Here is a 22,304-nt window from a genome sequence, read left to right on the forward strand (position 1 = left end):
AAGTAGTTTGTGCAAAAGGCATGGATAAGAACTGATAAACAGCTTGAGAAATCCAGGTGGCTCATGCAGGGATTTTGCTTGATATAAACAATCCACATGACTTCTACCTACTGAATCAAGAATCTAACTTTTATAAAGAAGGGTACCGTTTTGAGTGATGTCGCCTACCCCTTATCTCATGCACAGGCCAAAAGCAGCACAACAAAGAGCGCTCTGGTTCGTACTCTATTAGGCGAAAAACAAGCAAGTCCACCGATTTGGTTGATGCGCCAAGCTGGACGCCACCTTCCAGAATATCGTGAGCTTCGTTCTAAAAATAAAAGCTTTTTAGACTTTTGTTATGCCCCAGCCGCCGCTGCAGAAGCAACTTTACAACCTATAAGACGCTATCCAGTTGATGCTGCGATCATTTTTTCAGATATACTCGTGGTTCCTCATGCGCTTGGCCGTGATGTCAGTTTTTCTGATGGCGAAGGCCCGCGATTGTCGCCCTTGGCAGGGTCCCAAGACATCGCACGATTGGATATGTCACGCCTTGAAACCCGGCTTACCCCAGTCTATGAAGCGATTGAGCGGGTTCGTGGTGAAATGGAGACTAGTCGAGCTTTGATTGGCTTTGCTGGTGCACCATGGACTTTGGCGACCTATATGATCCAAGGCCGCGGTGGGGAGCGTGATCTTGCACGCGCATATGCTTATCAAAACCCACAATTAACCCTAAATTTATTAGAAGTGTTAGCCCAAGCAGTCGGGCAACATTTGATCGCCCAAGTTAAAGCCGGTGCTGACGCGTTACAGATTTTTGAATCATGGGCCGAAGATATTCCGAGCCATTTGTTTACAGAAATCGTGACTAAGCCAATCGCAAAAGTAGTTGAAATTGTGCGCGAAACTTATCCAGAAGTTCCCATCATTGGTTTTCCACGCGGCGCTAGTCACCGGGCTGGCCAGTTTCATCGCGAAACTGGCGTTAATGGTATTGGTTTGGACATTGCTGCCGATTTGGATCAAGCACGAACAAACGTGGGGCCAAATGTTTGTTTACAAGGAAATCTAGATCCTATGGTTTTGATGGCTGGCGGGGATAGGCTTGACCAAGCTGTGGATGTTATTCTTGCCGCAGCGAAGAGCGGACCACATATCTTCAATCTCGGACATGGCGTTGTCCCTTCAACACCGATCTCACACGTGGAATTCGTCATGCACAAAGTCAAAGCTAGCGGATGAATAGGCCCCACCATTCTTTTATCTCTCGACATTCATTTGTCACACGATCAAATAGGTAAACCAACCATTATGGGTCAGAAAATTGCCATTGTCCTGTTTAATCTGGGTGGTCCAGATGGCCCAAAATCGGTACAACCTTTTTTAAAGAATCTCTTTTCTGATCCAGCAATTATTCGCGCGCCCGCACCTATTCGCTGGTTTTTAGCTCAATTTATTTCTATGTTGCGGGCGAAATCTGCACGGGCCAATTATGCCAAAATGGGGGGTGGATCGCCACTCCTACCTGAAACCCAAGCCCAAGGTGAAGCAATCCTCAAGGCGCTGCAGGCGCGGCCAGGTTATGGCGATGCTGAATTTAAAATCGTCTTGGCGATGCGTTATTGGAAGCCTTTTGTAAAAGATGCGGTTTGTGCCGTTAAAGCCTTTAATCCCGACCAAATCGTTCTATTGCCACTTTACCCTCAGTTTTCCACGACCACGACGAATTCTTCCCTTGAGGCTTGGAAAAAAGCTGGCGGTGGGCCCGCTAAATTGATTTGTTGTTACCCGGACGCACCAGGGTTCATTGAGGCCCACGCTCAAGCGGTCATGGAAGCTTGGGAAGCGGGCGGACGACCAAAGCGGTTACGCGTTCTATGGTCCGCGCATGGCTTGCCCAAAAAAATCATCGATGATGGCGATCCCTATCAAAAGCAGGTTGAAGAAACAGTTGCGGCTGTAAAACCCTTATTGCCTGATCATTTTGAGCATGTAACTTGCTATCAATCCCGCGTGGGGCCTGTGGAATGGATAGGGCCTGCCACCGAAACCGAGATTGAGCGGGCTGGTGCCGATCGGATTGGCATTATCGTCGTGCCGATTGCATTTGTGTCTGAACATATTGAGACTTTGGTGGAATTAGATGATGAGTATAAGGAAGTTGCCCATCATGTTGGGGTGCCCTTTTATCTGCGGGCAGCGGCATTGGGAACAAGACCAGTGTTTATTCAAGAACTCGCACGTCTCACAACCGACCTATTAGACAGTTCCGACTCTATCCTCGCTGCACGAACAGGCGGTTGTGTCGTGGCGTGCCCAGCCTGCCCGCGAGCGGCCTTTGGTGGGTGCGCTGCATGAGCGCATGGATAAGTGCCCATTATGAAGTTTTCCGTGCCTTGCACATCATTGCGGTGATCGCTTGGATGGCGGGTCTCATGTATTTGCCTAGATTATTTGTCTATCATTCGACAGCAGCGCCCAGTGGCGAGCTGGACCGACAATTGATCGTTATGGAGGGCCGTCTGCATCGCGGGATTATGATCCCCGCCATGTTGGTGGTTTGGCTCTTAGGCATATGCCTGATGGTTGGACGGGAAGGCTTTGATCTCTTGGCCCACACTTGGATGCAAATAAAGCTGGCGATGGTGACAGCAATCACGGCCCTTGATCATCTGTATCTGCGGTGGCGAAAAGCATTTGCTCGCGGTGAGCGGCCACTCAATCATGTGTCCTTTCGGTTTTTGAACGAGTTGCCTTTTGTTTTCATGATCATTGCTGTCTTTATGGTGGTTCTAGAACCTTTTTCCTGAGTTGGCATCTTGACCAGACGCGCGATTATGGTCATGTGAATTCAGGTCAAGATCACCACAAGGTGATTGGTTGCGCCGTTTTAGCCGCGGCAGTCCTGCCAAGTCGGTTTTCATCCTAGTTTTTTTGAGGCCCTGACATGTCAGAGGAATTGTTGATCGACGCGCCGCCCCGTCGCTCTACGTTACAAGAATTAAAGACCCGAACCCCTACTGAATTAGTGGTCTTGGCAGAATCGCTTGAGATTGACGGCGCGTCGAACCTTCGCACGCAAGACCTCTTATTTGCGATCTTAAAAGCCCAAGCAGAGCGGGGATCGGAAATCGGCGGTGGCGGTGTATTAGAGGTCCTCTCTGATGGCTTTGGATTTTTGCGGTCTCCTGAATCAAACTATCTCTCTGGACCCGATGATATCTACGTATCGCCCCAACAAATCCGCCGCCATGGCTTGCGCACAGGCGACACGGTAGAAGGGCCAGTCAAGGCCCCTAAGGACGGAGAGCGCTATTTTGCCCTCTCTAAAGTGGATGTGATTAATTTTACCGATCCAGAACAAGCCCGCCATAAAGTAAATTTTGATAACCTCACCCCACTTTACCCCGATGAACGCTTGCATCTTGAAATACAAGATCCAACACGCAAGGATCGAACGGGTCGGGTGATTGATATAGTGTCACCCATCGGCAAAGGGCAGCGTGCTTTGATTGTCGCGCCACCGCGTACTGGTAAAACTGTTATTCTTCAAAATGTCGCTAAATCAATCGAAATCAATCATCCTGAGGTCTATCTCATCGTGCTTTTGATCGATGAACGCCCTGAAGAAGTCACCGATATGAAACGCTCTGTAAAGGGTGAAGTGGTATCTTCCACTTTTGACGAACCTGCCACCCGCCACGTACAAGTCGCTGAAATGGTGATTGAGAAGGCTAAGCGCCTCGCTGAACATGGCCGCGATGTCGTGATATTGTTGGATTCAATCACTCGTTTGGGTCGGGCCTATAATACGGTGGTCCCGTCCTCTGGCAAGGTGTTGACCGGGGGTGTGGACGCCAATGCGCTTCAACGACCAAAGCGTTTTTTTGGTGCGGCGCGAAATCTGGAAGAAGGCGGCTCTTTGACCATCATCGCAACGGCTTTGATTGAAACCGGCTCGCGCATGGATGAAGTTATATTTGAGGAGTTCAAAGGCACAGGCAATTCGGAAATTATTTTAGATAGGAAAGTTTCCGATAAAAGGGTCTTTCCGGCCATTGATATCATCAAATCGGGTACTCGGAAAGAAGAGCTATTAGTGCCAAAGGAACATTTGCCAAAAATGTATATGTTAAGGCGGATATTAAACCCAATGGGTACCATGGATGCGATGGAATTTTTGTTGGACAAGCTCAAACAGACCAAGAACAACGACGAATTTTTCCAAAGTATGAATACATAAGATTAACCACTCTGTGTTCCATTATCTGTGTCATTGGATAAGGTAGATTGCATTAGGATGGGGAGATGGCCATACGTTACACTCTACTGAGTTTGATCAGTATTCTGGGGCCAGTACTTGGCATTGGCATGAGCGCGTGCACGCCAAAGGATCCTTTAGCACATTTAACACAGGAAGATCGTGAATATCTTTTTGCTGGCCCTAAAACCAATGCAGCTTTCTTGGGTCAACCGGGTGATGGCGGGCCCATTGCCTGCAACCCAGACAGAATGTCTCAAGGCTATGTATTGATTGATGCGCCTAAGGCTTGGTGGCTCGATAGTATTCGCCCCACTGGGACAGAGAGGCACAAAATACTTCGCGTTGAAACGACTGCTGATGGTTTTGACATAACTGCTCAAAACGCCATTGGGGTTTCTTTTCATCTATTGATAGAACAGCGCGGCAGAAAAAAAGCCGAAATCTCATGGGACGGCGCACCAGCTGAAAGCTATATTCGTTGCCCGGGCATGCCATCATAAAGGGTAGAAATCTTAAAGGCTTTTACGACGAAATGCGCCGACACCAATGCCACCTGGTACGAATAGATCACATTTTCCACGGCTTATTCCCCACAAGGTCGCAGCAATCACTTCTTCATCGCGCACCATTTTGCCGGGCTTGGGAGGGATATTATAGCCAACCAAAACAGACTTTAAACCATCCTTGCGACTAGATTGCGCCAGATGCAACCCCCGCTTGGCAAATTGGCAGGCTGACCAGATGGCGGCCTCAGGCTTGGGAGACCATGCTTCATCGCTGACAAATTGCACACTTGTTACATGCGCATAGGCACCAAGCTTCAACTTAAGGTCACTTGTGCAAGCATGCATGCCAAGCGCTACCCCACCTACACAAGTCGCCAACAGCGTAGCGCTATCTAGGTGATCTCTAGGGTTGGGACTGGCGCAATGAAATAATAGGTCTAATGGGCCAAATAGTTCTTGGATACTGGCTAAAGCATTCGTCCACATCGCGGCGTCTGAAACATCTAAACCTAGCGCTAAACCACCCACTTTCGCCGCTGTTGCGCGGGCTTTTGTCAAATCAAAATCACTTACGATCACTTTAGATCCGCCTTGGGCCAAGGCTAAGCACAAGGCGTTGCCAAACTTTCCACCGCCACCGGTTACTAGCGCAGTTTTTCCTGAATAATTATATAGTTTCATAAAGGGTGGGATTTAAGCCAAAAACCAACCATCAAAAGGATAATTGCAATGAATTGCACCAATACACGTAACCGCATCAGTTGATTTGAGCGGGTCCGCGCTTTATCGCCCGTTATCGCAAGGTTTGCGATCCCGATGACCAGGACCACTAAAACAGAGGCCATAGCAACGAAAATAGCGAGATTAATCGGGGTCCATGACATTTGGGGACTATAAGTCTTTCAACTTCATCCGGCAATCATAGGACACTGTCTGTTTGGGCTTAAGGTGTGGCACTAGGATGATCTTTGCTGAAATGAACAGAAATCGATCAAAAGATGAAACAATCACCACACCCCATCCCAGTTTCCTTCATTAAGATCGAACGTGTTATTCCGCTGCTGCCTGGCTGGCGCGCCGTTCAACTTCTTCTTTTAGCGCTAATGCACGATCTTCGGACGAAACCGTAGGCACCTTAGAAAAGAAGCGTTTTAACCGCTGATCCAAATCATCTATCAGCGTATATACGGCGGGAACAAAAATCAGACTCAAAACGGTTGAGAGTGTGAGTCCGCCAATCACAGCAATCGCCATACCGTGCCGGAAAGCACCAGCCCCGGCAGTTGTTAGGGCCGCAGGGACCATACCAGCGATCATCGCGATCGTCGTCATGATAATCGGCCGTGACCGTTTGCGTGCTGCATCGATCAATGCTTCATGACGGGGTACACCCCGATGTTGGGCTTCGATCACGAAGTCAACAAGCAGGATCGAGTTTTTGATGACGATCCCGATCAACATCAGCAAACCAATCATCACGGGTAGTGACATGGGTTCTTGAACCAATCCAAGCGCTATAAAGGCACCTGCAGGGGCGAGCAAAATGACCGACAAAATAGTGATCGGATGCAGGAAGTCCTTGAATAGAAGCACTAAAACACAATAGATCAGCAATATACCCAGTCCGACAGCACTGCCGAACTGTCCAAACATGTCGCCCAATTCTTCGGCGTCCCCGTCGGGTTTGACGGTTACACCGGGGCCGGGATTTTTATAGAAATCTTCCTTGGCTAATTCTTCTAAAGCTGGACCCAATTGCTTGTTAGCTGTTAGACCTGAAGAAATGGTGACGACACGTTGACGCCCCTCTCGCGTGATCCGCGCTTCACCACCACCAAATTCAATGTCAGCGACTGCAGTCAAAGGCACTGTTTGCCCAGTGGCAGTTCCTACACGTAAAGCGCCGATCGCCTCTATATCAGCCCGATTTTCGCGAGCTAAGCGAACCAGAATTGGAATTTGGCGTTCGCCAGCATTGAATTTAGCCAAGTTAAGCTCGATATCGCCGGTTGTGGCTAAACGTGCGGCCGTTGCAATTTCAGAAATCGATACGCCAAGGCGAGCTGCCTCTTCCCGGCGCGGGATGATATGGAGTTCTGGCCGAGTTAAATCGGCAGTTGAGCGCAAATCTACTGCCCATTGTTTTTTGCGCATCTCACGCATGACTCGCGCAGTCGCTGTGGCTAAGGCATCTGGGTCATCGGAAGTGAGGTTGATGGATAGCCCGCCAGAGCCCCAGCCACCACCAAAGCGCGCCCGGATTCCTGGAACTTTACCAACTTCACCGCGCAACACACCTTCGTATTCTTGCTGAGAAATTGAGCGGTGCTTCCGCTCGATCAACGAGATAAAATAAGTGGCCCCAGTTAAATCGCCATTAACGCTTTGTACCACGGATTTTGTTTCGGGCCGGTTCATGACAATAGCGGCCACTTCGCGCGCACGCGCATCCGCCTCGTCCGGCGACAATCCGGGGGGCAAATCAATCCGCATTTGAACGAAGCCTTGATCGATCGTTGGGGTAAATGTTTTCGGGGCAAGACTTAACATCATGATGGAAAGGATCATGACAGATACACCAATCCCAACTGTTTTCCACCGATTGCGCAAGGCCATTTCCAAAAAGGCAATATAGCGTTTGCCTGCTTCGCCCTCTTCTTCAGGGGGCGAGCGGGTAAGAATAAAGGCAGCAAGGAGTGGCGTAATTAAGCGGGCCACAAGCAGTGAAAACAACACCGCTACTGCGACGGTGAGACCGAAGCTTTTGAAAAACTGACCAACAATGCCCGTCATAAACGAAACGGGCGCAAACACCGCTACAAGGGTTCCAGTGGTTGCCACAACCGCTAAGCCAATTTCATCTGCCGCTTCCAGTGCCGCAGCATAGGGAGATTTACCCATGCGAATGTGGCGAACAATATTTTCAATCTCAACGATGGCATCATCTACCAAAATACCAGCCACCAAGGCCAATGCGAGCAAGGTTACATCATTGAGCGTAAAACCCAATAAGCCCATCATCCAAAACGTTGGGATGGTTGAAAGCGGAATGGCAATTGCCGCCAAAAATGTTGCGCGACCATCCTTGATGAGAAAAGTCACAATGCCGAGGATGACGGTGCCAATAGCCAGCAACAAAGTCTTTGATACATGTACACCACTGGTGGCCTGCACGACCCAGCTTAAGCAAATCAATGCTATGGCGATGATGGCAGCAGCCCCTATAACAGGACGCCATCCCCCGAGAAAGACCGCCACCACCAAGGTGGCCAATAGTGCCCCCTCAAAGAGCGTCTCCATCGACATATCAAAGCTTTCTTGTACATAATCGGTTGGGGTAAAAACCGGTTCAATTACAAGATTGGGATAGGTTTTTTTGAGCTCCTCAACCTTTAACCGTACCGCGTCATAAACTTTTAGTGAGCTTGCGGTTTTTGAGCGTAATACTTGAAACATAACGACAGGCTGATCATTAAATCGGCCAATGCTGCGCAGCTCACTGGAGCCATCTCTGACATCGGCAATATCGCCCAATCTTACAACGCGCCCGCTTTCAAGAATAATTGGGGTTTTGCGCAATTCATTTACTGTTTTAGCTGAGCCGATTGCACGGATCGTCTGCTCACCTGAGCCTGATTCAGATCGTCCTGCTGGCAAATCAATATTCTGCCCGCGTAACGCCCGGCTCACTTGCGATACTGTAGCGCCAAATGCAGTAAGACGGGCAGGGTCAAGATCTACAGTAATCTCGCGGTCCGCCCCCCCCCAACGCTCCACCCGGCTGACCCCCTTAACCGACAGCAATTGTCGACTGAACTCACGGTCAATCAACCAAGATATATCCTCAGTGGCCATATCGGGGCCACGCACCGAATAAATCACCAATGGGTCTTGGTCATTGAAATCGATGCGAGCAACTTGGGGCTCATTGATGCCATCGGGTAATTCTGAACGGACCTGGGATACTGCAGCGCGGGCATCATCCACCGCTTTTGAGATATCTGTGCCGATCTGCAGCTCAACAAAAGTGGTTGAACTCCCCGTCACCAGCGTGGTGTTCATCGTCTTAACACCTTCGATCGAAGCTAACGCACCTTCAATTTTGGTGGCAATCTGGTTTTCAAGCTCGCTGGGTGCTGCACCTTGAAGTCCGACTTGGACCGTAAAGGCTGGAAACTCAATATCTGGATTGGAATTGATCGGCAGCTTAAAAAATGCACCTATGCCCATGATGGTTAAGACAAAAAATAACAAGATTGGGGCAATTGGATTTTTGATCGCCCAAGAAGATATATTGCGCATGAAGACTTACCTCACTTCTTGGGTGGAGTGGCAGGCTGGCTTGGGGGCGAACCGTTCACTGTGCTACGGACAGGGTTGATCTTCTCGCCCTCAGCCAAGAAAGCTGAGCCAGCTGTTACAACCAATGAACCGGCCGAGGGGCCACTGATCAATTCGACGGCTGACCCTTCACGGGCACCAAGTGTCACTTTAACTTTGGTGACTGAATTATCCTTGGGCCGCATCACGAATACCGATGCACCTTCCCGGCCATAAACCAGGGACGAGGCTGGGACGCTTAGGGCTTGGCGGGCAGCAGAAGTTGCGGCCCCGGTCAAGAAAACACCTGACCGAACACTTGGGTTTTTTTCTAAGCTAAATCTAGCGATTCCCGTGCGTCTTTGCGGGTCAATTTGGGCGGGCAGTCGTCGTAAACTACCATTGACGCTGGAGCCATCCGGCGCGGTAAATTGCGCTTTCATGCCTATGCTTAAGCGCGCGATTTCTGATTCTGGTACTTCAGCCGCGACTTCAAGTGCATCATTGGCTACAATCACAAACATGGGTTGGCCACTGGAGCCAGCGATCTCGCCGACATTAACGGTGCGTGAAATGATTTGGCCGGAAACTGGGGCACTGATCAATCCATTGTTTTGGCGCGATTGTGATTGAACTTGTTGGGCTATGGATAACTGAAGATCAGCTTTGGCGGCCCCCACACGGGCAAGAGCTTGCGCAACCGCTTGTTTGCGGCCGTCTAAGAAGGCGGCGATATCGCCTCGTTGAGTCCTAAGGCGGGCTTCTGCTGTGCGCGCTGCGTTTCGCCTTGCGTCAATTTGCTCCATCGAAAGCGCGCCATCACCCTTGACAGCCAATGCACGTTGATATTCCCCATCGGCTTGCTCAAACGCTATTTGAGCGGCCGCAATATCAAGGGCGCTTTCACGGGGACCATTTTCAGCACGATCTAGGTTTTGCTTCGCCGCAGCTAGTCCAACTTCAGTTTCAGCCAATGTCGTCCGTGCGCGACGCACCTGAGCCGCCAATAATTCGTTATCCGCATTGACCTGTCGGCTATCTAAACGCGCTAAAGCTTGGCCAGCTACCACCCTATCGCCGGCGTCTGCGAGAATTTGTAAGACCCGCGCCCCTGAGGATGTTGGAAAAACCCGAGCTTCATTGACCGCCTGAACCTGACCCGCCACCACCAAGCGACCGGTGAAGTTTTGTAACGCGACAGGTTCAATCGATACCGATTGAGGCATCCGACCACCTAGCCCTTTCTCTTTTGCATCCGCTGCCTTCTTGTCTCCTGCTTTACCGCAGGCCGATAGGCTAAGAGCCGCCATAAGAAGAATGGCAAGAGATGTGGCTGGATATCTAGGCGTCATTGGTGGCTCCAATCGGTTTTGTGACCGAATTGATCGGGCTAGGCGTTAGGTGAAAGGGGGCTTTTGTGGGACTTAAAAAGCGCAAAACCAATTTTTTGAGGGCGGATGCCGCTTCATGAGCGGTAAAGTCATTCATAAAAGTCATCCGTAGTCCCATTCCATCGGCCGCAGCCATCAGCACAGCCGAAGCCTCAGCCGGGTCTAGGCTTGGTTCAACATGGCCAAGTTCTTGGCCGGCTTGTAATAGGGTGGTAATATCTGAACGAATTTTGCTTTCAGCTTCCCGCGCCACAGCAGCAAATTTAGGGTTGCGCACCGCTTCGGCCATCAATTCAGCTGCAAAGGCCGCCCGATTGGGATCTGAATAGGCCTCAACAAATTTTTCACACAGATTAGACAAAGCAAGCAAAAAATTATCCGACGCGCGAACCGCCGCAAAAGTCAAGGTTGCACTTCTGCGCTCATCTTCCGCCATGGCCGCGATGATTGCTTCTTTGGACGGGAAATAGCGATAAAGACCGCCAGGGCTGATATTGGCTTCGCTACAAATTTGGTCCATTGATGTGCCATGGAAGCCGCGGCGTTCAAAGCAGGCTTGGGCGGCGTCGAGTATTTCCCGGCGTCGAATTTCAGCTTTCAATGGGTTGACGGTGCGTGGCATTAGTCTTATTCCGATAGCGAACGTTCGTTCGCATTATGTGGCCTTGGTGTCAAGGCCAAATGGAAACTCAAAAAACATTAGTTTGCGGAGACATTAAGTTCATGTCGGGAATCAAAGCTCTAAAAATCAGAAGCTTTAAAGTGGGGCGTGTCGGTTTCATCGCAAACGCTTTAATTTTGCTTTGCATGATCAGTGGATGTGCAACTGGGGGATCGATCGGGATCCCTGGAATCGGTGCACCCAAAGTTAGCAATCCTGTTCAAATCTTACCCGTCTCTTTCCGCGACTCGCCACCTGCCTCCATGGGCGATAGTGCACGCTGGTGGGAACAATTTGCAGACCCCACCCTCAACCAATTGGTTCGTGACGCTTTAAATGAAAACATAACGGTGCAGGTGGCATATCAGCGCCTGAAAGAGGCCCGTGCGACCGGGCGCGCAACGATTGCGGGTTTTGCTCCACGTATTAATTTTGTTGCAAGCGCAAGCACCGATTATGCACGTGATAATCAGAAGTTAATCACGAGTTCTGGGGAGTTGGTAGATCAGCAAACCACAGGATCGCAGAGCTTTCGTGCTTCCTGGGAAGTACCACTATTTGGCCGGTTAAGTTCTGCCATATCTGGTGCACGGGCCAATGAAGCAGGGGCGGCCGCATCTTTGGAAGGTGCAAAAGTTGCTGTGATTGCCGATTTGGCTGCTGCTTATAATGAATTGCGCAATGCGCAGCAAAGCTTGGCCTTTCTGCGTGAGGAGGCTGATCGTGCGCAACAATTAAATGCTATAGCCAATGAACGTGAAGCAAACGGACTGATCTCTTTGGCTGATAAGGGCCTCATACAGGGGCAGGCCGCCCAAATCAAACAAAAGCTACCAGATGCAGAATTGAGGGTTAAAGCCGGCCTTGATCGTATCGCAATCTTGCGCGGGGTTGTACCTGGATCATTGGACACCCTATTGATAGCAATCCCAGATTATAAGTTTAACACCCAAGCCCCATTGGTAGTTGAAGTGCCGGCTGACTTTATCCGTCGTCGCCTTGATGTGAAGCGAGCTGAACAAGATGCAATCCTTCAAGCTGCCAGTGTTGGCATTGCGCGGGCCGATCTTTACCCAAGCCTATCGATTGTCGGGACGATCACGACGCTGTCATCTTTGGCAGGAAGTCCTTTGGCTGCCTCGCGTGAATTGGCTAATACCACCCCTGTGATTGATATTCCCCTGTTTAACTTCGGGCAACGACGCGCCAGTGTACGCACTTCCCAAGCGCGATTTAAACAGGCGCTTTTAGCCTATCGGTCAACAACTTTAAACGCGATTGCCGAGGCTCAAACAGCTTTAAGCGCATATCAGCAAGCGCGACTGCGCGTAGTAGCATCGTTGGAAGGTGAAACAGCAGCTCAAGTCCGTTATCTAGCTGCACTATCAGGATTTAAGGCAGGTCTAATTGCTTATAAAGAGCGCTTAGACGCTGAAAGCGCGCTTGCTGCAGCCAAGCAAACACGGCTTGCCAGTCAAGCCCAATTGAGCGATGCCGCGATTGGACTCTATCGAACTTTTGCGGGCTCGCCAGGTATATAAGTACCGAAGTCTTACTCAATCACATTCAATCAAGCGACGTCTGATCTTCAAAGCTATTGAGCACCATCGCATTGGTTTTGCTTGATTGGCTTATTGAAGTGAAGACCCCATAGATCAAGTCTGGGTTTAGGATTCTGGGACTTGGCCGCGCACCCCAAACCAGATTAAAGAAAACCCTATGTCGCGTAGTGACCGTCAGCCAATCACCATTAAATCTAGACCCGTTTTTAAGCCACAAGTAGGCTATGGGATCGTAGCTTTGGTTGCGCTTTTGTTTTTTGTCCTTGGTGTTGCACTTGGCGGTGTTATCATTCCCTATATGCGCACGCCCAAGGTAGCAGAAGTGGCTGTTCCTAGTCCCAGCCCCGATCTGTTGAGTGAGCGTCAATTATTCCTGACGCTCAATCCGCAAACCATATATGCTGGCGTAAACCAGAGCCTGCCCTTATCCTCAACCACCCTCTCTGTGGAGCAATATTTGACCGAGTTGGAAGTCCAAGCATCCCAAGCTGGGCAAACGTTAACCCGCCGTGCGCGTGTCCGTCCGGGCGGCTATGATATAGCTCTGACGTATCACCGACCTCAAAGAAAGGATGAAAAAACTCTCACCCCACCCAATATGCTTGATCTGATCTTTGTCCCAGGTCCTTATCCAGGCACTGTGGTGCTGACCCAGATGAGAAAAAACGGGGTGCTTCAATCCCAAGGTCGGCTGTATGCGGATTTGATGCTGGTGGGTGCAAAGCCACCACCATTGCCACCCGGACAATTTCTGAGCCGCAATGGTCTGTTTCTGATTGCCGGAAATGGTCAACAGTTCGGCGCATGGGTGGATGGGCAATTGGTCTATTCATTTAATAATTCACAGCCAAAGCAAATCACTCCACAGCACGCGCAACAACATGACGCGTGGGTGGCCCTACCGGCAGGACAATCGCCCTTATTCATACAAGCTACATTCCCTATCGACGGGCGTTTTGCTGAGTTAGCCTTACTTGTGGCCACTCCTAAAGCGGGCGGTGACTGTAACAGCCGCGTGGTGGTGATTGATTTAGTGCGCATGACCAGTCTCGAAATACCAACACCTGCAAAATCCGAAGCAATTGTTGGACAAATCCGGGGAAAGGTGTTGCAAATAAGCGGTTTTTGTTCTTCTGCCCCTACCCAAAGAACGTTAGCTACCTATCAAATACATGGTGGTCAATTGTCTTGGTCGCAGGAGGTTCTAATCAAGGATAAATCCTCTGATCCGGCATCCCAGACCATAGGGAGCACACCGAAACCGCCACAGGAAAGCTGGCGATTAACCAGCCCAACCCGTATGGTAACCCCTCAAGGCCCGAAGGGCGCTTTACTCTCGATCGCATGTCGGCCTGGGGCTGGATATAGTGTGTCAATTTCCGGATTGCCTGTGCCAAAGACCGGTCCGACCGAGCTTGTGTCCGTTTCTAGCAATGGCCAATCGGTCCTGATCAAGATGAAATGGAAACCAAGTGCTCAAGGCTTTGAAGTGACTGGTTCATTACATAAAGCAGGGCAAGATCCCCTGTTAGAGCGCCTGAAAACGCAAGCCCCGATTAAGGCTTCATCCCAAGGGTCTTTTCTTCAATTTCCTCCTTCAAACCCAGGTCAAATTGACACTTTATTAGCCCAGTGCCAACATACCCAACAAGGTGTGAAAAAGAGTGTAAAACTATGAATCATTGGGCAGTCCAGCCGCCATCCATACTAAGTATAGCGCCGTTGAATTGGGCGGCACTCTCACTAGCCAAGTAAAGGGCAAACGCGGCGATTTGTTCAACCGTGACAAATTGCTTGGTGGGTTGAGCTGCCAGTAGGACATTTTTGATAACTTCGTCCTCACTTATGCCGCGTGACTTGGCTTGATCGGGAATTTGGGCCTGCACCAGACCTGTTAAGACGTAACCCGGGCAAATTGCGTTACAGGTTATGTTTTCTTGGGCATGCTCCAATGCGACGGTTTTTGTCAGCCCGACCAAACCGTGTTTGGCCGCCACATAAGCGGATTTAAATGGACTAGCGACCAATCCATGCGCGGATGCTATATTGATGATGCGTCCCCATTTGCGCTTGACCATCATTGGTATGGCTAAGCGGATCGTATGAAACGCAGAACTTAAATCGATGGCGATGATCTGGTCCCATTTTTCAACGGGAAAGGATTCGATGGGTGATACAAATTGCACACCTGCGTTATTCACCAGAACATCAACCCCACCAAATTGGGTTTCGCCTTGTTGCATCATATCGGCAATTTCTTCGGGCTTGGTCATATTGGCGGGATGATAAATCACTTTCACCCCATGCGCTTTGGCAAGCCCAACACGCATTGCTTCAATCTCATCGGATTCGCCAAGTCCGTTAAGGATGATGCTATAGCCTTGGGCAGCGAATGCGGTGGCTATGCCTAGACCAATGCCGCTGGTCGATCCGGTTATCAGGGCGGTTTTAGTTTGACCAGACATGACAATATCCTTTTCGGTACTAGAGCAGAAGCTGCCCCATGACTTAACTCTCAATGCGTGGTTTCCTAAAACATGCCAAAGTGGCAAAATCTAGGTTAGACAGTCATGTCTTTTTTCACGACTGTGGCCAGCTTCGACAGCGGTTTGTGCTGAAAGGGCGCAAAGCGTGTCCGAATGAATTTTTGAGACGTAGGATCTCTAAAGCGTCTCTCCAATCCAGGCGCTAATGCGGCTCTTTGCCATAGCGCCCACCTTGGTTGATAACACTTGTCCATCCTTGAACAGCATCATGGTAGGGATACCGCGCACGCCATAGCGCGTGCCGGTCATTGGATTGTCGTCAATATTGAGTTTGGCGACCACAATTCTTCCAGCCAATTCGTTGGCTATTTCTTCGAGGGCTGGGCCAATCTGTTTGCACGGGCCGCACCATTCCGCCCAGAAGTCAACAAGGACTGGCCCTGCGGCCTTTAAGACATCGCGTTCAAAGCTGTCATCAGATATTGAAATTGTTGGCATGGGACACGCTCCGCGTCATTAAAATTATAACCTAGGTAGTGCCGCAATGACTCGCAAGGCTCGATCAAGAACTTGATCAGGTATGCCCATTAAATGAGGGCCATCGGTCCAAAGCAGCGCGCATCGGATGATTTTGTCCGGCCAACTGGCTTGTAGTAGCGCCCGATAAGCGGCCATTTGATTGAGATAGACTTGGGCCACATCCTCGATCGACTGGGGTGGGGGGCGATTGGTTTTAAAATCCAATACTAACACTTCGTCTTTTGTCACAACCAATCGATCAACCGTACCATTGACCACCATATCGTCTGGCAATCCAGGACCACGACCAATGATTGCCGCCTCAGCCCGACTTCCTGGTCCAAATAGTGCCGCAAATTGCGGGTCATGCATGATTTTTAGGGTTTCGGTAGAGATTGCGTTTTGTTCTGCCTCACTGAGTTCAAGCTCACGTTTGAGGCGACTTTTTGCGAGATTTAACCATTGATGAGTATCAGCATTTGGAAGATGTTGCAGCAGCTCATGGATAAGTCGCCCTCGCTTGAAGCGATGATTGGTTTGGGTGGCCAATGGGGACAATGTCGCTGGCAGTGCACCGTCAGGAGCCAAGATGGAGGGGGCAATGCGACGCGGTGGGGTTAATTGAGGAGGTGGGTTTTGATCAATCCATTCAGGCAAAGGGACTGTATCAATGGGCTTGGCTTCGCAGAAATCTGCTACGTTTAGATAACGACCCCAGAAGCTATATGTGAAATCAAACCCTGCGCCTACTTTTTCATCGCCAATGAGAGGTAAGGCTGACCTTAATAAGTTAAACCAATTATCCTTTGGCTGATCTGGGTCTTTGGATTTAGGTCCATATTGGAAGCCACACAGTATTAAAAGGTCTCGCGCCCGTGTCATGGCGACATAGAGAAGCCTCATATCTTCCCGCTCTTCTGCTTGCTGGGCTTGTGCGCGTAGCTTTGCAATATAACGGCAATCCGCCTTTGGATCAGGCGACCAAAGCCAGGCCCCACTCGCCTCATGCTGAAAGATATGATCGCCCTTTCTGGTGCGTGGTGAGGTTGTGTCGGGTAAGATCACCACTGGTGCTTCAAGCCCTTTAGCGCCATGAATGGTCATCACGCGTATGCCTGTGGTCCCGTGTTCGGCTTCGCGTTTAATCTCTGAAACATCATTGTCTAGACCACTTAAAAAGCTGGTCAAATTTGCAACTTGCTTGCGGCCATGTTCCAGTGCCTTGGCCAATAACGCCTCCACGGGTTCTCGCGCTTCTGGGCCAAGTCTTTCGATAAGGAGGGTCCAGCCCGTCTTTTTGGGTTTGATTTCGCGTTCAAGAACAGAGGCCAAAAATTCAAAAGGCGGTAAACCGGCTGCGCGGGCTTGAACCGACGCCAAAAACGCCGCTATATCGCGATGTAGGGGCTCTTTAGAGTGTAGCAGACGATCCCATAGGCAAGAGCCTTGTCGGTCATAGGCTAAGGGAAAAAGATGTTTATCATCATCGATGAGTCCACAAAAAGCCCCTTTAAGGACGCAGGCTAAGTTAAAATCATCCTGCGGCAATAAGGCAAAGCGCGCCAAAGCCACAAGATCCATAACAGCTGGATCTTCGTTCAATCGGATGCGGTCAGTTCCCGCCACTGGCACTTTGTGAAATTTGAGACGTTTGATCAGCTGATGAAAAAAAAGTCCGCGTCTTTTGACTAGGATCATTATGTCGCCTGCCGTCATGGCGCGTGACCCTTCACGCGTTGGAATCATGAACCTATTATCGAGGCGCGCCTTGATTTCGCCCGCGATACGGTCTGCCAATCGGTTACGGCTGCTATCCTCGCGCTCTATATTTAGGGGGTGATCCCAGGCCTCCCTCTCGGCAGATTTGTCTCCTGACACGGTTAAGGGCCATAACTCGACCACCCCAACATGTTGATCGCGAAAAGCTAAGTGATGAGTAGGGAAGGTGAATTTGGTTTCATCATCGCAGAATATTGGATCATACTGCCCATCTGCTGCTGCCATTTGTTGTGATGCGTGGGCCCAAACCGCATCGACAGCATTCAAGATAGTTTGGCCCGAACGAAACGATAGGTCGAATTCAAGACTTACTCTGCCATCTGCAAACGTCGCAGCACCCGCTTCAAAACTCGCTTTTTCCTGTAAGTACCGTTCTGGCATCGCGCCTTGGAATGAATAAATGGATTGTTTTTCGTCGCCAACAATGAAACGCGTTCGGGGCAAAGTGCGCTTATCTTGTTCAAGGTTTGCAAATAAGGGTGCTAGAAGATCCCATTGTGCTGGATTGGTGTCTTGGGCTTCGTCAATCAATATATGATCAATGCCGGCATCAAGCTTGTAAAGTACCCACGCCGCCCCTTGCCCTGATTGTAATAAGGCTGCCGTTTTGGTGAGAAGGTCATCGAAATCGAGAACTCCAATAGCCTGTTTGATTTGGCTCCACGCTAGGGAAAAGGCATTTGTCGCCCGCGTCAGTGCCATAGAGAGGTGAAAGGTTGATAAAGCGCGAATTTTCTCTTGCATGTGATTGAATGCGTCACAAAGCACGCTTGGTGCTTCAGGGCTTCCACCCAACAGGTCAGTAATGTTGGTATGAGTTGCAAATTGGCTGGTATAGATTTTTGTTTTGGACTTGGGCTTATGTTCTTGCGTCCAAACCAGGTCACGCCATGCATTCACAACGGCTTCTTGATCTTCACTTTCGACCATAATGCAAAGTTTGTTAGCTGAATTGATGTCCGTTACTGTGCCTGCCATCAAAGCAGTTGCTGCTTGTGTCAAAGCGGCAGGATCTAGTTGATTTATAGCTTCTTGTTGATAAGTCTCAGTCGACTTTTCAGGATCAATCTCTAAGGCTTTGGCTAATTCTTTGGCCAATCTATCTAGATTGATTGGAAACTGGGGGAAAGTAGGTTTGCTTCTAAGGGCGTTTTTTACAAGGGTAAAATGGCCCGATTGGCTGGTTAAACGTGCCAATGTTTTAAATGCGTCTGGCTCTGTGGCAAAGGCAAGTTTAAATGCTTGGGCTTGTAAGTGTTGGGCCTCAGCCTCATCGAGCGTTCTAAAGCCCGGTGGAATTCCTGCTTCCAGTGGAAAGCGCTGTAATATCGTTTGGCAAAAAGCGTGAATGGTTTGAATCTTTAGGCCACCTGGTGTTTCTAGGGCTTTGGCAAATAGGGCGCGTGCGTGGGCTAAGAATGCATCGCCTGGATGAGAAAATTGCGGATCCAAATCCAATAAAACGGCCTTGAGCTGCTCATTTGAGGCGATTGTCCACGACCCTAGTAGTTTATAGAGACGCGTCTGCATTTCAGAAGCCGCTGCCTTTGTATAGGTAACCGCCAGAATTTTTCCAGGCTGTGACCCCGCAAGTAGTAAGCGTGCGATCCGATCGATCAGGACTTTTGTTTTTCCTGCCCCTGCATTGGCACTGGCCCAGACGGATACATCAGGACGTGCTGCGATGAACTGATTGTGTAGTGTCTGGGCAACTATTGCCGGGATTGTTGTCGTAGCTAGGTCGGTCATTCTGTGCCTACCGCATCTGCCCATTCTGCCCGGCGTGAAAGACGGTCAATGGGATCTTCATAATTGGCTGCCTTGATAAAGGCGACCCGCGGTTTGGACAGATACGTTCGCTCTGGCCTATCATAGCAGGCTGATAGTTGTCGCAAAGTATGTGTTACGCGCTCAATAAGTTCAGCTACGTTGGTGTCACTGGCTACAGCAGGGGTATATCCTACATCTTGTCCGCCCAACCGCACATGGCGCAAATCTGCTGGTAAAGTGATGCGTGGGTCCTTGAATCCGCCTTTTGCTGCTATCAAAGCCGTGACAGGGAGTTGTGCGCTGAATAGTGCTTTTACTTGCTTGGCGCTGGGTGTTTGTCCGCTTTTAAAATCAATGATTTGTGTACCTGAAGGGCCAACGTCAATCCGATCTGCCCGTGCGCTTAAGGTCAGTGGCCCTTCATTGGTATCTATCTCTATGCTGCCCTTTCGTTCAACCAAAGGGTGCCATCCAGCTTTAAGGCGCTCGATTTCTTCATGGGCAAGCCAGGCTATGGAAGGTTTAAGACGCACAAGTTCGATTTCGAGGTCGCATCCCCGATAGCCAGAAGTCAGTAAAGCCGACTTGAATGCCTCACTCAGGGCATCGAAAGGGTCAATTGGGCGCTTTGTGGCCCAATCCGCGATCACCTCGACGCCAGCATGAATAGCAGTCCCCCGCGCTCCCGCCCCAATTGGACCACCTAAAGGTTCAAGTGGTCGCAGTTTTAGAATTTTATTGACATAGATGCTATAAGGATCGCGGATCCAAGTTTCAATTTCGGTGGCATGAAAGGCTCGCGGACGCGAATAGATCGGGGGCTTGGGGGCAGGAAGAGCTGCCAACGGATCAAATGTCCTGACCGGCGCATGGCGGCGAATCAGTTCCAACCAGTTTGAGTCACCTTCTATGGCCTTCTTGGCCCCTGCCTCCCCTAAGGCACCTATGGCTAATGTCTTGAGCCTCCATAACCAGCGAGACAGGATGGAGGGCGCATCATTGCGCCTTGATGAGCGCGTCAGTGTGACTTGCGAAGTTGAAGCAAATTGCGCAAAATCATGGGCGGATAGGCCTATAAAGATATCGACAGACCCCAGACCTAAATCTTGCCGCATTGCGCGTGATAGAAATGGGTCAGGTAGATTGGGCTGTGGCCACACCCCCTCATCCAGCCCAGCCAAAATGACCTGGTCGAAATGGAGTAACCGTGCCTCTAGCGGCCCAAGAATAGCAATTCTTGGATGAATAGTATGCGGGCGGACCACAATGCCTGCCATTATTGTGTTTAAGGTTCTTTCAACCGCAGGCTCTTCGACAGAGCCAAAATAGCTGCCATGTTCGATCAAGGCACTCAACAAGCGGGCAGCTTCCTCTCCCGCTTCACCACGCCATAACAATTGTGCGCCGGACTGTGCTGGTGTGGTGGCAATGCGTTCAGCGAGGCTTGAAATCTTATAAGCAATGACACTAAGTGGGCCCTGAAGTATTCCTATTTCTTGCCAGATCTGGTGTAAATTCTCAAGAAGCGCTATGGCATCAGCTTGGCTAGGTGCCACTTGTTTTGAGTCGATTGCTTGAGCTTGTTTGAGCCAATTTTGCGGATCAAGCCCTTTTACCCGCCCAATGAGATCACCTAAATGATCATCTTTTCGTGCACCTCGTAATAAGGAAATTTCAAGGGCTGATGCACAGACCCTTATATGGGTGCGGTCAAGGCCCAAGCTTGTCAAAGGATGGTACAACAGACCCTTCAAGCATACAGGTTCCGCTGGATCTCTTGCCCATTGGACAACAAGCTTGATGAAACTACCTATTGTCGTTTCGGCTAAGGCCTGGCCGGATGAATGATCAACTTGAATGGACCAACGCTGCATTTTGGCACCAACCCGCCGAGCAATTTGCGAGCTTGGCGTAATGAGGGCGATTTTTTTGTCAGGTGTTTCAATGGCTTTGCGTAATTCAAGTGCAATGACACTGGCTTCTTCGTCTTCGCTGGCTGCCTCAATCAAGCAAATACCTTCAAGACCCATGGCGATGGAGTCTGTGCCGAGGTCTTGAATGCGTGTTGGCCAATCGGCTGTGGAGGCTTGCGGGGTTAGCGCTTCGTTGAGGACTAAGCGGCGGTTGCGCAACGCATCTGTTTCATGCACGCCTGGCCAAACTTGTACTTGTTCACGATCTATACCTATGGCTTCAAGTGTTACGGCGAGACCGCGTTGGGGATGCTGATCGTCATCACGCGCCGCCTTCCAAGCATCAGAGGTCATGAAGGGATCAAGGCCGGGCAAAATCACAGCCCCTTTATGAAGTCGAGCCACAACCTGCATCAGATTTCTAGTTGCCGCCATCGAACCGGTAGAACCAGCAATAATGACCGTATGTTTTGGAGGGTTCAGCTTCCAGCTTGCAATAATGGCTTCAATATTTCGTCTTTGATGCACGCCGGGGTCTATTTTGCCGATACTGCGTAAATAGTCGGGCCAAGCCTGCGTAATGATAGACAGAAAAGTTGTTGATTGTTGCCAATGTTGAGCTAAGTCATGATGTGTCACTAATGTGTCGAGTTTCGACCAATCAAACTCACTTTCCCCGCTGGCTGTCATGGCTGCGGAATCAAGAAGGTTTGCTAAGGCATCGGCTGCTGATAAGGCCGCAGCAGGATCAGAGGACCAATCTGAAGCCTTACCTCTAGCTTGGATAAGGCGCGCTAGGATCAGTTTACGAGCCAATGGATCAACCACGGGGGCTTGTGCAAGCGTGTCGCTGAGCTCAGCGAGGTTTGTATCAGCTGGATCAAGATCGCCGAGGGTGCGGATGCGCGGCAGCAAGGTTGCAGTCTTGGTATGGGCGTCCAAAAACGCTTGACTAAGCGCCCGTGATGCCCGCCGTGTTGGTAGCAAAATCAGGGCATCAGACAAGTTAAACGGCGTGTCTGGCTGGTCCAATGTTGCCAATAGGGTGCGGGCGAACGTATCAAGAAATGACACTGTTGGCGGGATAGTGAACACCCGCGGGGTTTTCGCTTGGAACAGGTCAAACATATGCTGTGCCATGCCATAGT

General features: G+C 50.1%; 16 protein-coding genes. 7 read left to right on the top strand and 9 right to left on the bottom strand.

Features of this window, described 5'->3' with window-relative positions; translation table 11 throughout:
* Positions 1–150 precede the first annotated feature (150 nt).
* From hemE to PsB1_RS09145, 5 genes are all read left to right on the top strand, one after another.
* Positions 151–1,227, top strand: coding sequence for a uroporphyrinogen decarboxylase (gene hemE / locus PsB1_RS09125; RefSeq protein WP_284360608.1), 1,077 nt, complete (start codon positions 151–153; stop codon positions 1,225–1,227).
* A gap of 69 nt (positions 1,228–1,296) precedes the next feature.
* Complete coding sequence (hemH, locus tag PsB1_RS09130) at positions 1,297–2,343, top strand: ferrochelatase (protein ID WP_284360610.1); 1,047 nt, start codon at positions 1,297–1,299, stop codon at positions 2,341–2,343.
* Positions 2,340–2,795 carry a CopD family protein gene (locus tag PsB1_RS09135; protein ID WP_284360611.1) on the top strand — a complete coding sequence of 152 codons (456 nt, stop codon included), beginning with the start codon at positions 2,340–2,342 and terminating at the stop codon, positions 2,793–2,795. Before hemH ends, PsB1_RS09135 begins: the two co-directional genes overlap by 4 nt.
* Before the next feature lie 137 nt (positions 2,796–2,932).
* Positions 2,933–4,228 (top strand): transcription termination factor Rho, encoded by a 1,296-nt coding sequence (gene rho / locus PsB1_RS09140; RefSeq protein ID WP_320412732.1) that lies wholly within the window; start codon positions 2,933–2,935, stop codon positions 4,226–4,228.
* Between the two features lie 65 nt (positions 4,229–4,293).
* Positions 4,294–4,749 (top strand): hypothetical protein, encoded by a 456-nt coding sequence (locus PsB1_RS09145; protein ID WP_284360612.1) that lies wholly within the window; start codon positions 4,294–4,296, stop codon positions 4,747–4,749.
* A gap of 12 nt (positions 4,750–4,761) precedes the next feature.
* Here the strand turns inward: PsB1_RS09145 and PsB1_RS09150 are convergent, their stop codons facing one another.
* From PsB1_RS09150 to PsB1_RS09170, 5 genes are all read right to left on the bottom strand, one after another.
* Positions 4,762–5,436, bottom strand: coding sequence for an SDR family oxidoreductase (locus tag PsB1_RS09150; RefSeq protein ID WP_284360614.1), 675 nt, complete (start codon positions 5,434–5,436; stop codon positions 4,762–4,764).
* Positions 5,433–5,639, bottom strand: a complete 207-nt coding sequence (locus PsB1_RS09155; protein WP_284360616.1) for a twin transmembrane helix small protein — start codon at positions 5,637–5,639, stop codon at positions 5,433–5,435. The genes PsB1_RS09150 and PsB1_RS09155 overlap by 4 nt, the downstream gene beginning before the upstream one ends.
* 166 nt (positions 5,640–5,805) lie before the next feature.
* Positions 5,806–9,057, bottom strand: a complete 3,252-nt coding sequence (locus tag PsB1_RS09160) for an efflux RND transporter permease subunit (protein WP_284360618.1) — start codon at positions 9,055–9,057, stop codon at positions 5,806–5,808.
* 11 nt (positions 9,058–9,068) lie between these two features.
* On the bottom strand, positions 9,069–10,427 hold the full coding sequence (locus PsB1_RS09165; protein ID WP_284360620.1) for an efflux RND transporter periplasmic adaptor subunit: 1,359 nt from the start codon (positions 10,425–10,427) through the stop codon (positions 9,069–9,071).
* A complete protein-coding gene (locus PsB1_RS09170) occupies positions 10,417–11,088 on the bottom strand; it encodes a TetR/AcrR family transcriptional regulator (RefSeq protein WP_284360622.1) in 672 nt (223 codons plus the stop codon). Before PsB1_RS09170 ends, PsB1_RS09165 begins: the two co-directional genes overlap by 11 nt.
* A gap of 101 nt (positions 11,089–11,189) precedes the next feature.
* Here PsB1_RS09170 and PsB1_RS09175 point away from each other — a divergent pair, with 101 nt between their 5' ends.
* Together PsB1_RS09175 and PsB1_RS09180 are read left to right on the top strand one after the other, a co-directional pair.
* Positions 11,190–12,668: an efflux transporter outer membrane subunit gene (locus PsB1_RS09175; RefSeq protein WP_284360624.1), complete on the top strand. Its 1,479-nt coding sequence runs from the start codon at positions 11,190–11,192 to the stop codon at positions 12,666–12,668.
* A 178-nt stretch (positions 12,669–12,846) separates the two neighbouring features.
* Positions 12,847–14,367, top strand: a complete 1,521-nt coding sequence (locus PsB1_RS09180) for a hypothetical protein (RefSeq protein ID WP_284360627.1) — start codon at positions 12,847–12,849, stop codon at positions 14,365–14,367.
* Position 14,368: 1 nt separating this feature from the next.
* Here the strand turns inward: PsB1_RS09180 and PsB1_RS09185 are convergent, their stop codons facing one another.
* The 4 genes from PsB1_RS09185 to addB form a co-directional block, all read right to left on the bottom strand.
* Entirely contained in the window at positions 14,369–15,154 is a 786-nt protein-coding gene (locus tag PsB1_RS09185; RefSeq protein WP_284360628.1) for a 3-hydroxybutyrate dehydrogenase, read from the bottom strand.
* Positions 15,155–15,352: 198 nt separating this feature from the next.
* A complete protein-coding gene (trxA, locus tag PsB1_RS09190) occupies positions 15,353–15,673 on the bottom strand; it encodes a thioredoxin TrxA (protein WP_284360629.1) in 321 nt (106 codons plus the stop codon).
* A 24-nt stretch (positions 15,674–15,697) separates the two neighbouring features.
* Positions 15,698–19,222 carry a double-strand break repair helicase AddA gene (gene addA, locus PsB1_RS09195; protein ID WP_284360632.1) on the bottom strand — a complete coding sequence of 1,175 codons (3,525 nt, stop codon included), beginning with the start codon at positions 19,220–19,222 and terminating at the stop codon, positions 15,698–15,700.
* Positions 19,219–22,296: a double-strand break repair protein AddB gene (gene addB / locus PsB1_RS09200; RefSeq protein ID WP_284360633.1), complete on the bottom strand. Its 3,078-nt coding sequence runs from the start codon at positions 22,294–22,296 to the stop codon at positions 19,219–19,221. The genes addA and addB overlap by 4 nt, the downstream gene beginning before the upstream one ends.
* Positions 22,297–22,304: the final 8 nt, after the last annotated feature.

The sequence above is a fragment of the Candidatus Phycosocius spiralis genome (assembly GCF_030158815.1).
Lineage (GTDB): Bacteria > Pseudomonadota > Alphaproteobacteria > Caulobacterales > Aquidulcibacteraceae > Aquidulcibacter > Aquidulcibacter spiralis.

Excerpts from the sequence above, each read along its gene's own strand:
- hemH (WP_284360610.1), top strand. The coding sequence starts at position 1,297 with ATGGGTCAGAAAATTGCCATTGTCCTGTTTAATCTGGGTGGTCCAGAT.
- PsB1_RS09135 (WP_284360611.1), top strand. The coding sequence starts at position 2,340 with ATGAGCGCATGGATAAGTGCCCATTATGAAGTTTTCCGTGCCTTGCAC.
- rho (WP_320412732.1), top strand. The coding sequence starts at position 2,933 with ATGTCAGAGGAATTGTTGATCGACGCGCCGCCCCGTCGCTCTACGTTA.
- PsB1_RS09145 (WP_284360612.1), top strand. The coding sequence starts at position 4,294 with ATGGCCATACGTTACACTCTACTGAGTTTGATCAGTATTCTGGGGCCA.
- PsB1_RS09150 (WP_284360614.1), bottom strand. The coding sequence starts at position 5,436 with ATGAAACTATATAATTATTCAGGAAAAACTGCGCTAGTAACCGGTGGC.
- PsB1_RS09155 (WP_284360616.1), bottom strand. The coding sequence starts at position 5,639 with ATGTCATGGACCCCGATTAATCTCGCTATTTTCGTTGCTATGGCCTCT.
- PsB1_RS09160 (WP_284360618.1), bottom strand. The coding sequence starts at position 9,057 with ATGCGCAATATATCTTCTTGGGCGATCAAAAATCCAATTGCCCCAATC.
- PsB1_RS09165 (WP_284360620.1), bottom strand. The coding sequence starts at position 10,427 with ATGACGCCTAGATATCCAGCCACATCTCTTGCCATTCTTCTTATGGCG.
- PsB1_RS09170 (WP_284360622.1), bottom strand. The coding sequence starts at position 11,088 with ATGCCACGCACCGTCAACCCATTGAAAGCTGAAATTCGACGCCGGGAA.
- PsB1_RS09175 (WP_284360624.1), top strand. The coding sequence starts at position 11,190 with ATGTCGGGAATCAAAGCTCTAAAAATCAGAAGCTTTAAAGTGGGGCGT.
- PsB1_RS09180 (WP_284360627.1), top strand. The coding sequence starts at position 12,847 with ATGTCGCGTAGTGACCGTCAGCCAATCACCATTAAATCTAGACCCGTT.
- PsB1_RS09185 (WP_284360628.1), bottom strand. The coding sequence starts at position 15,154 with ATGTCTGGTCAAACTAAAACCGCCCTGATAACCGGATCGACCAGCGGC.
- trxA (WP_284360629.1), bottom strand. The coding sequence starts at position 15,673 with ATGCCAACAATTTCAATATCTGATGACAGCTTTGAACGCGATGTCTTA.
- addA (WP_284360632.1), bottom strand. The coding sequence starts at position 19,222 with ATGACCGACCTAGCTACGACAACAATCCCGGCAATAGTTGCCCAGACA.
- addB (WP_284360633.1), bottom strand. The coding sequence starts at position 22,296 with ATGGCACAGCATATGTTTGACCTGTTCCAAGCGAAAACCCCGCGGGTG.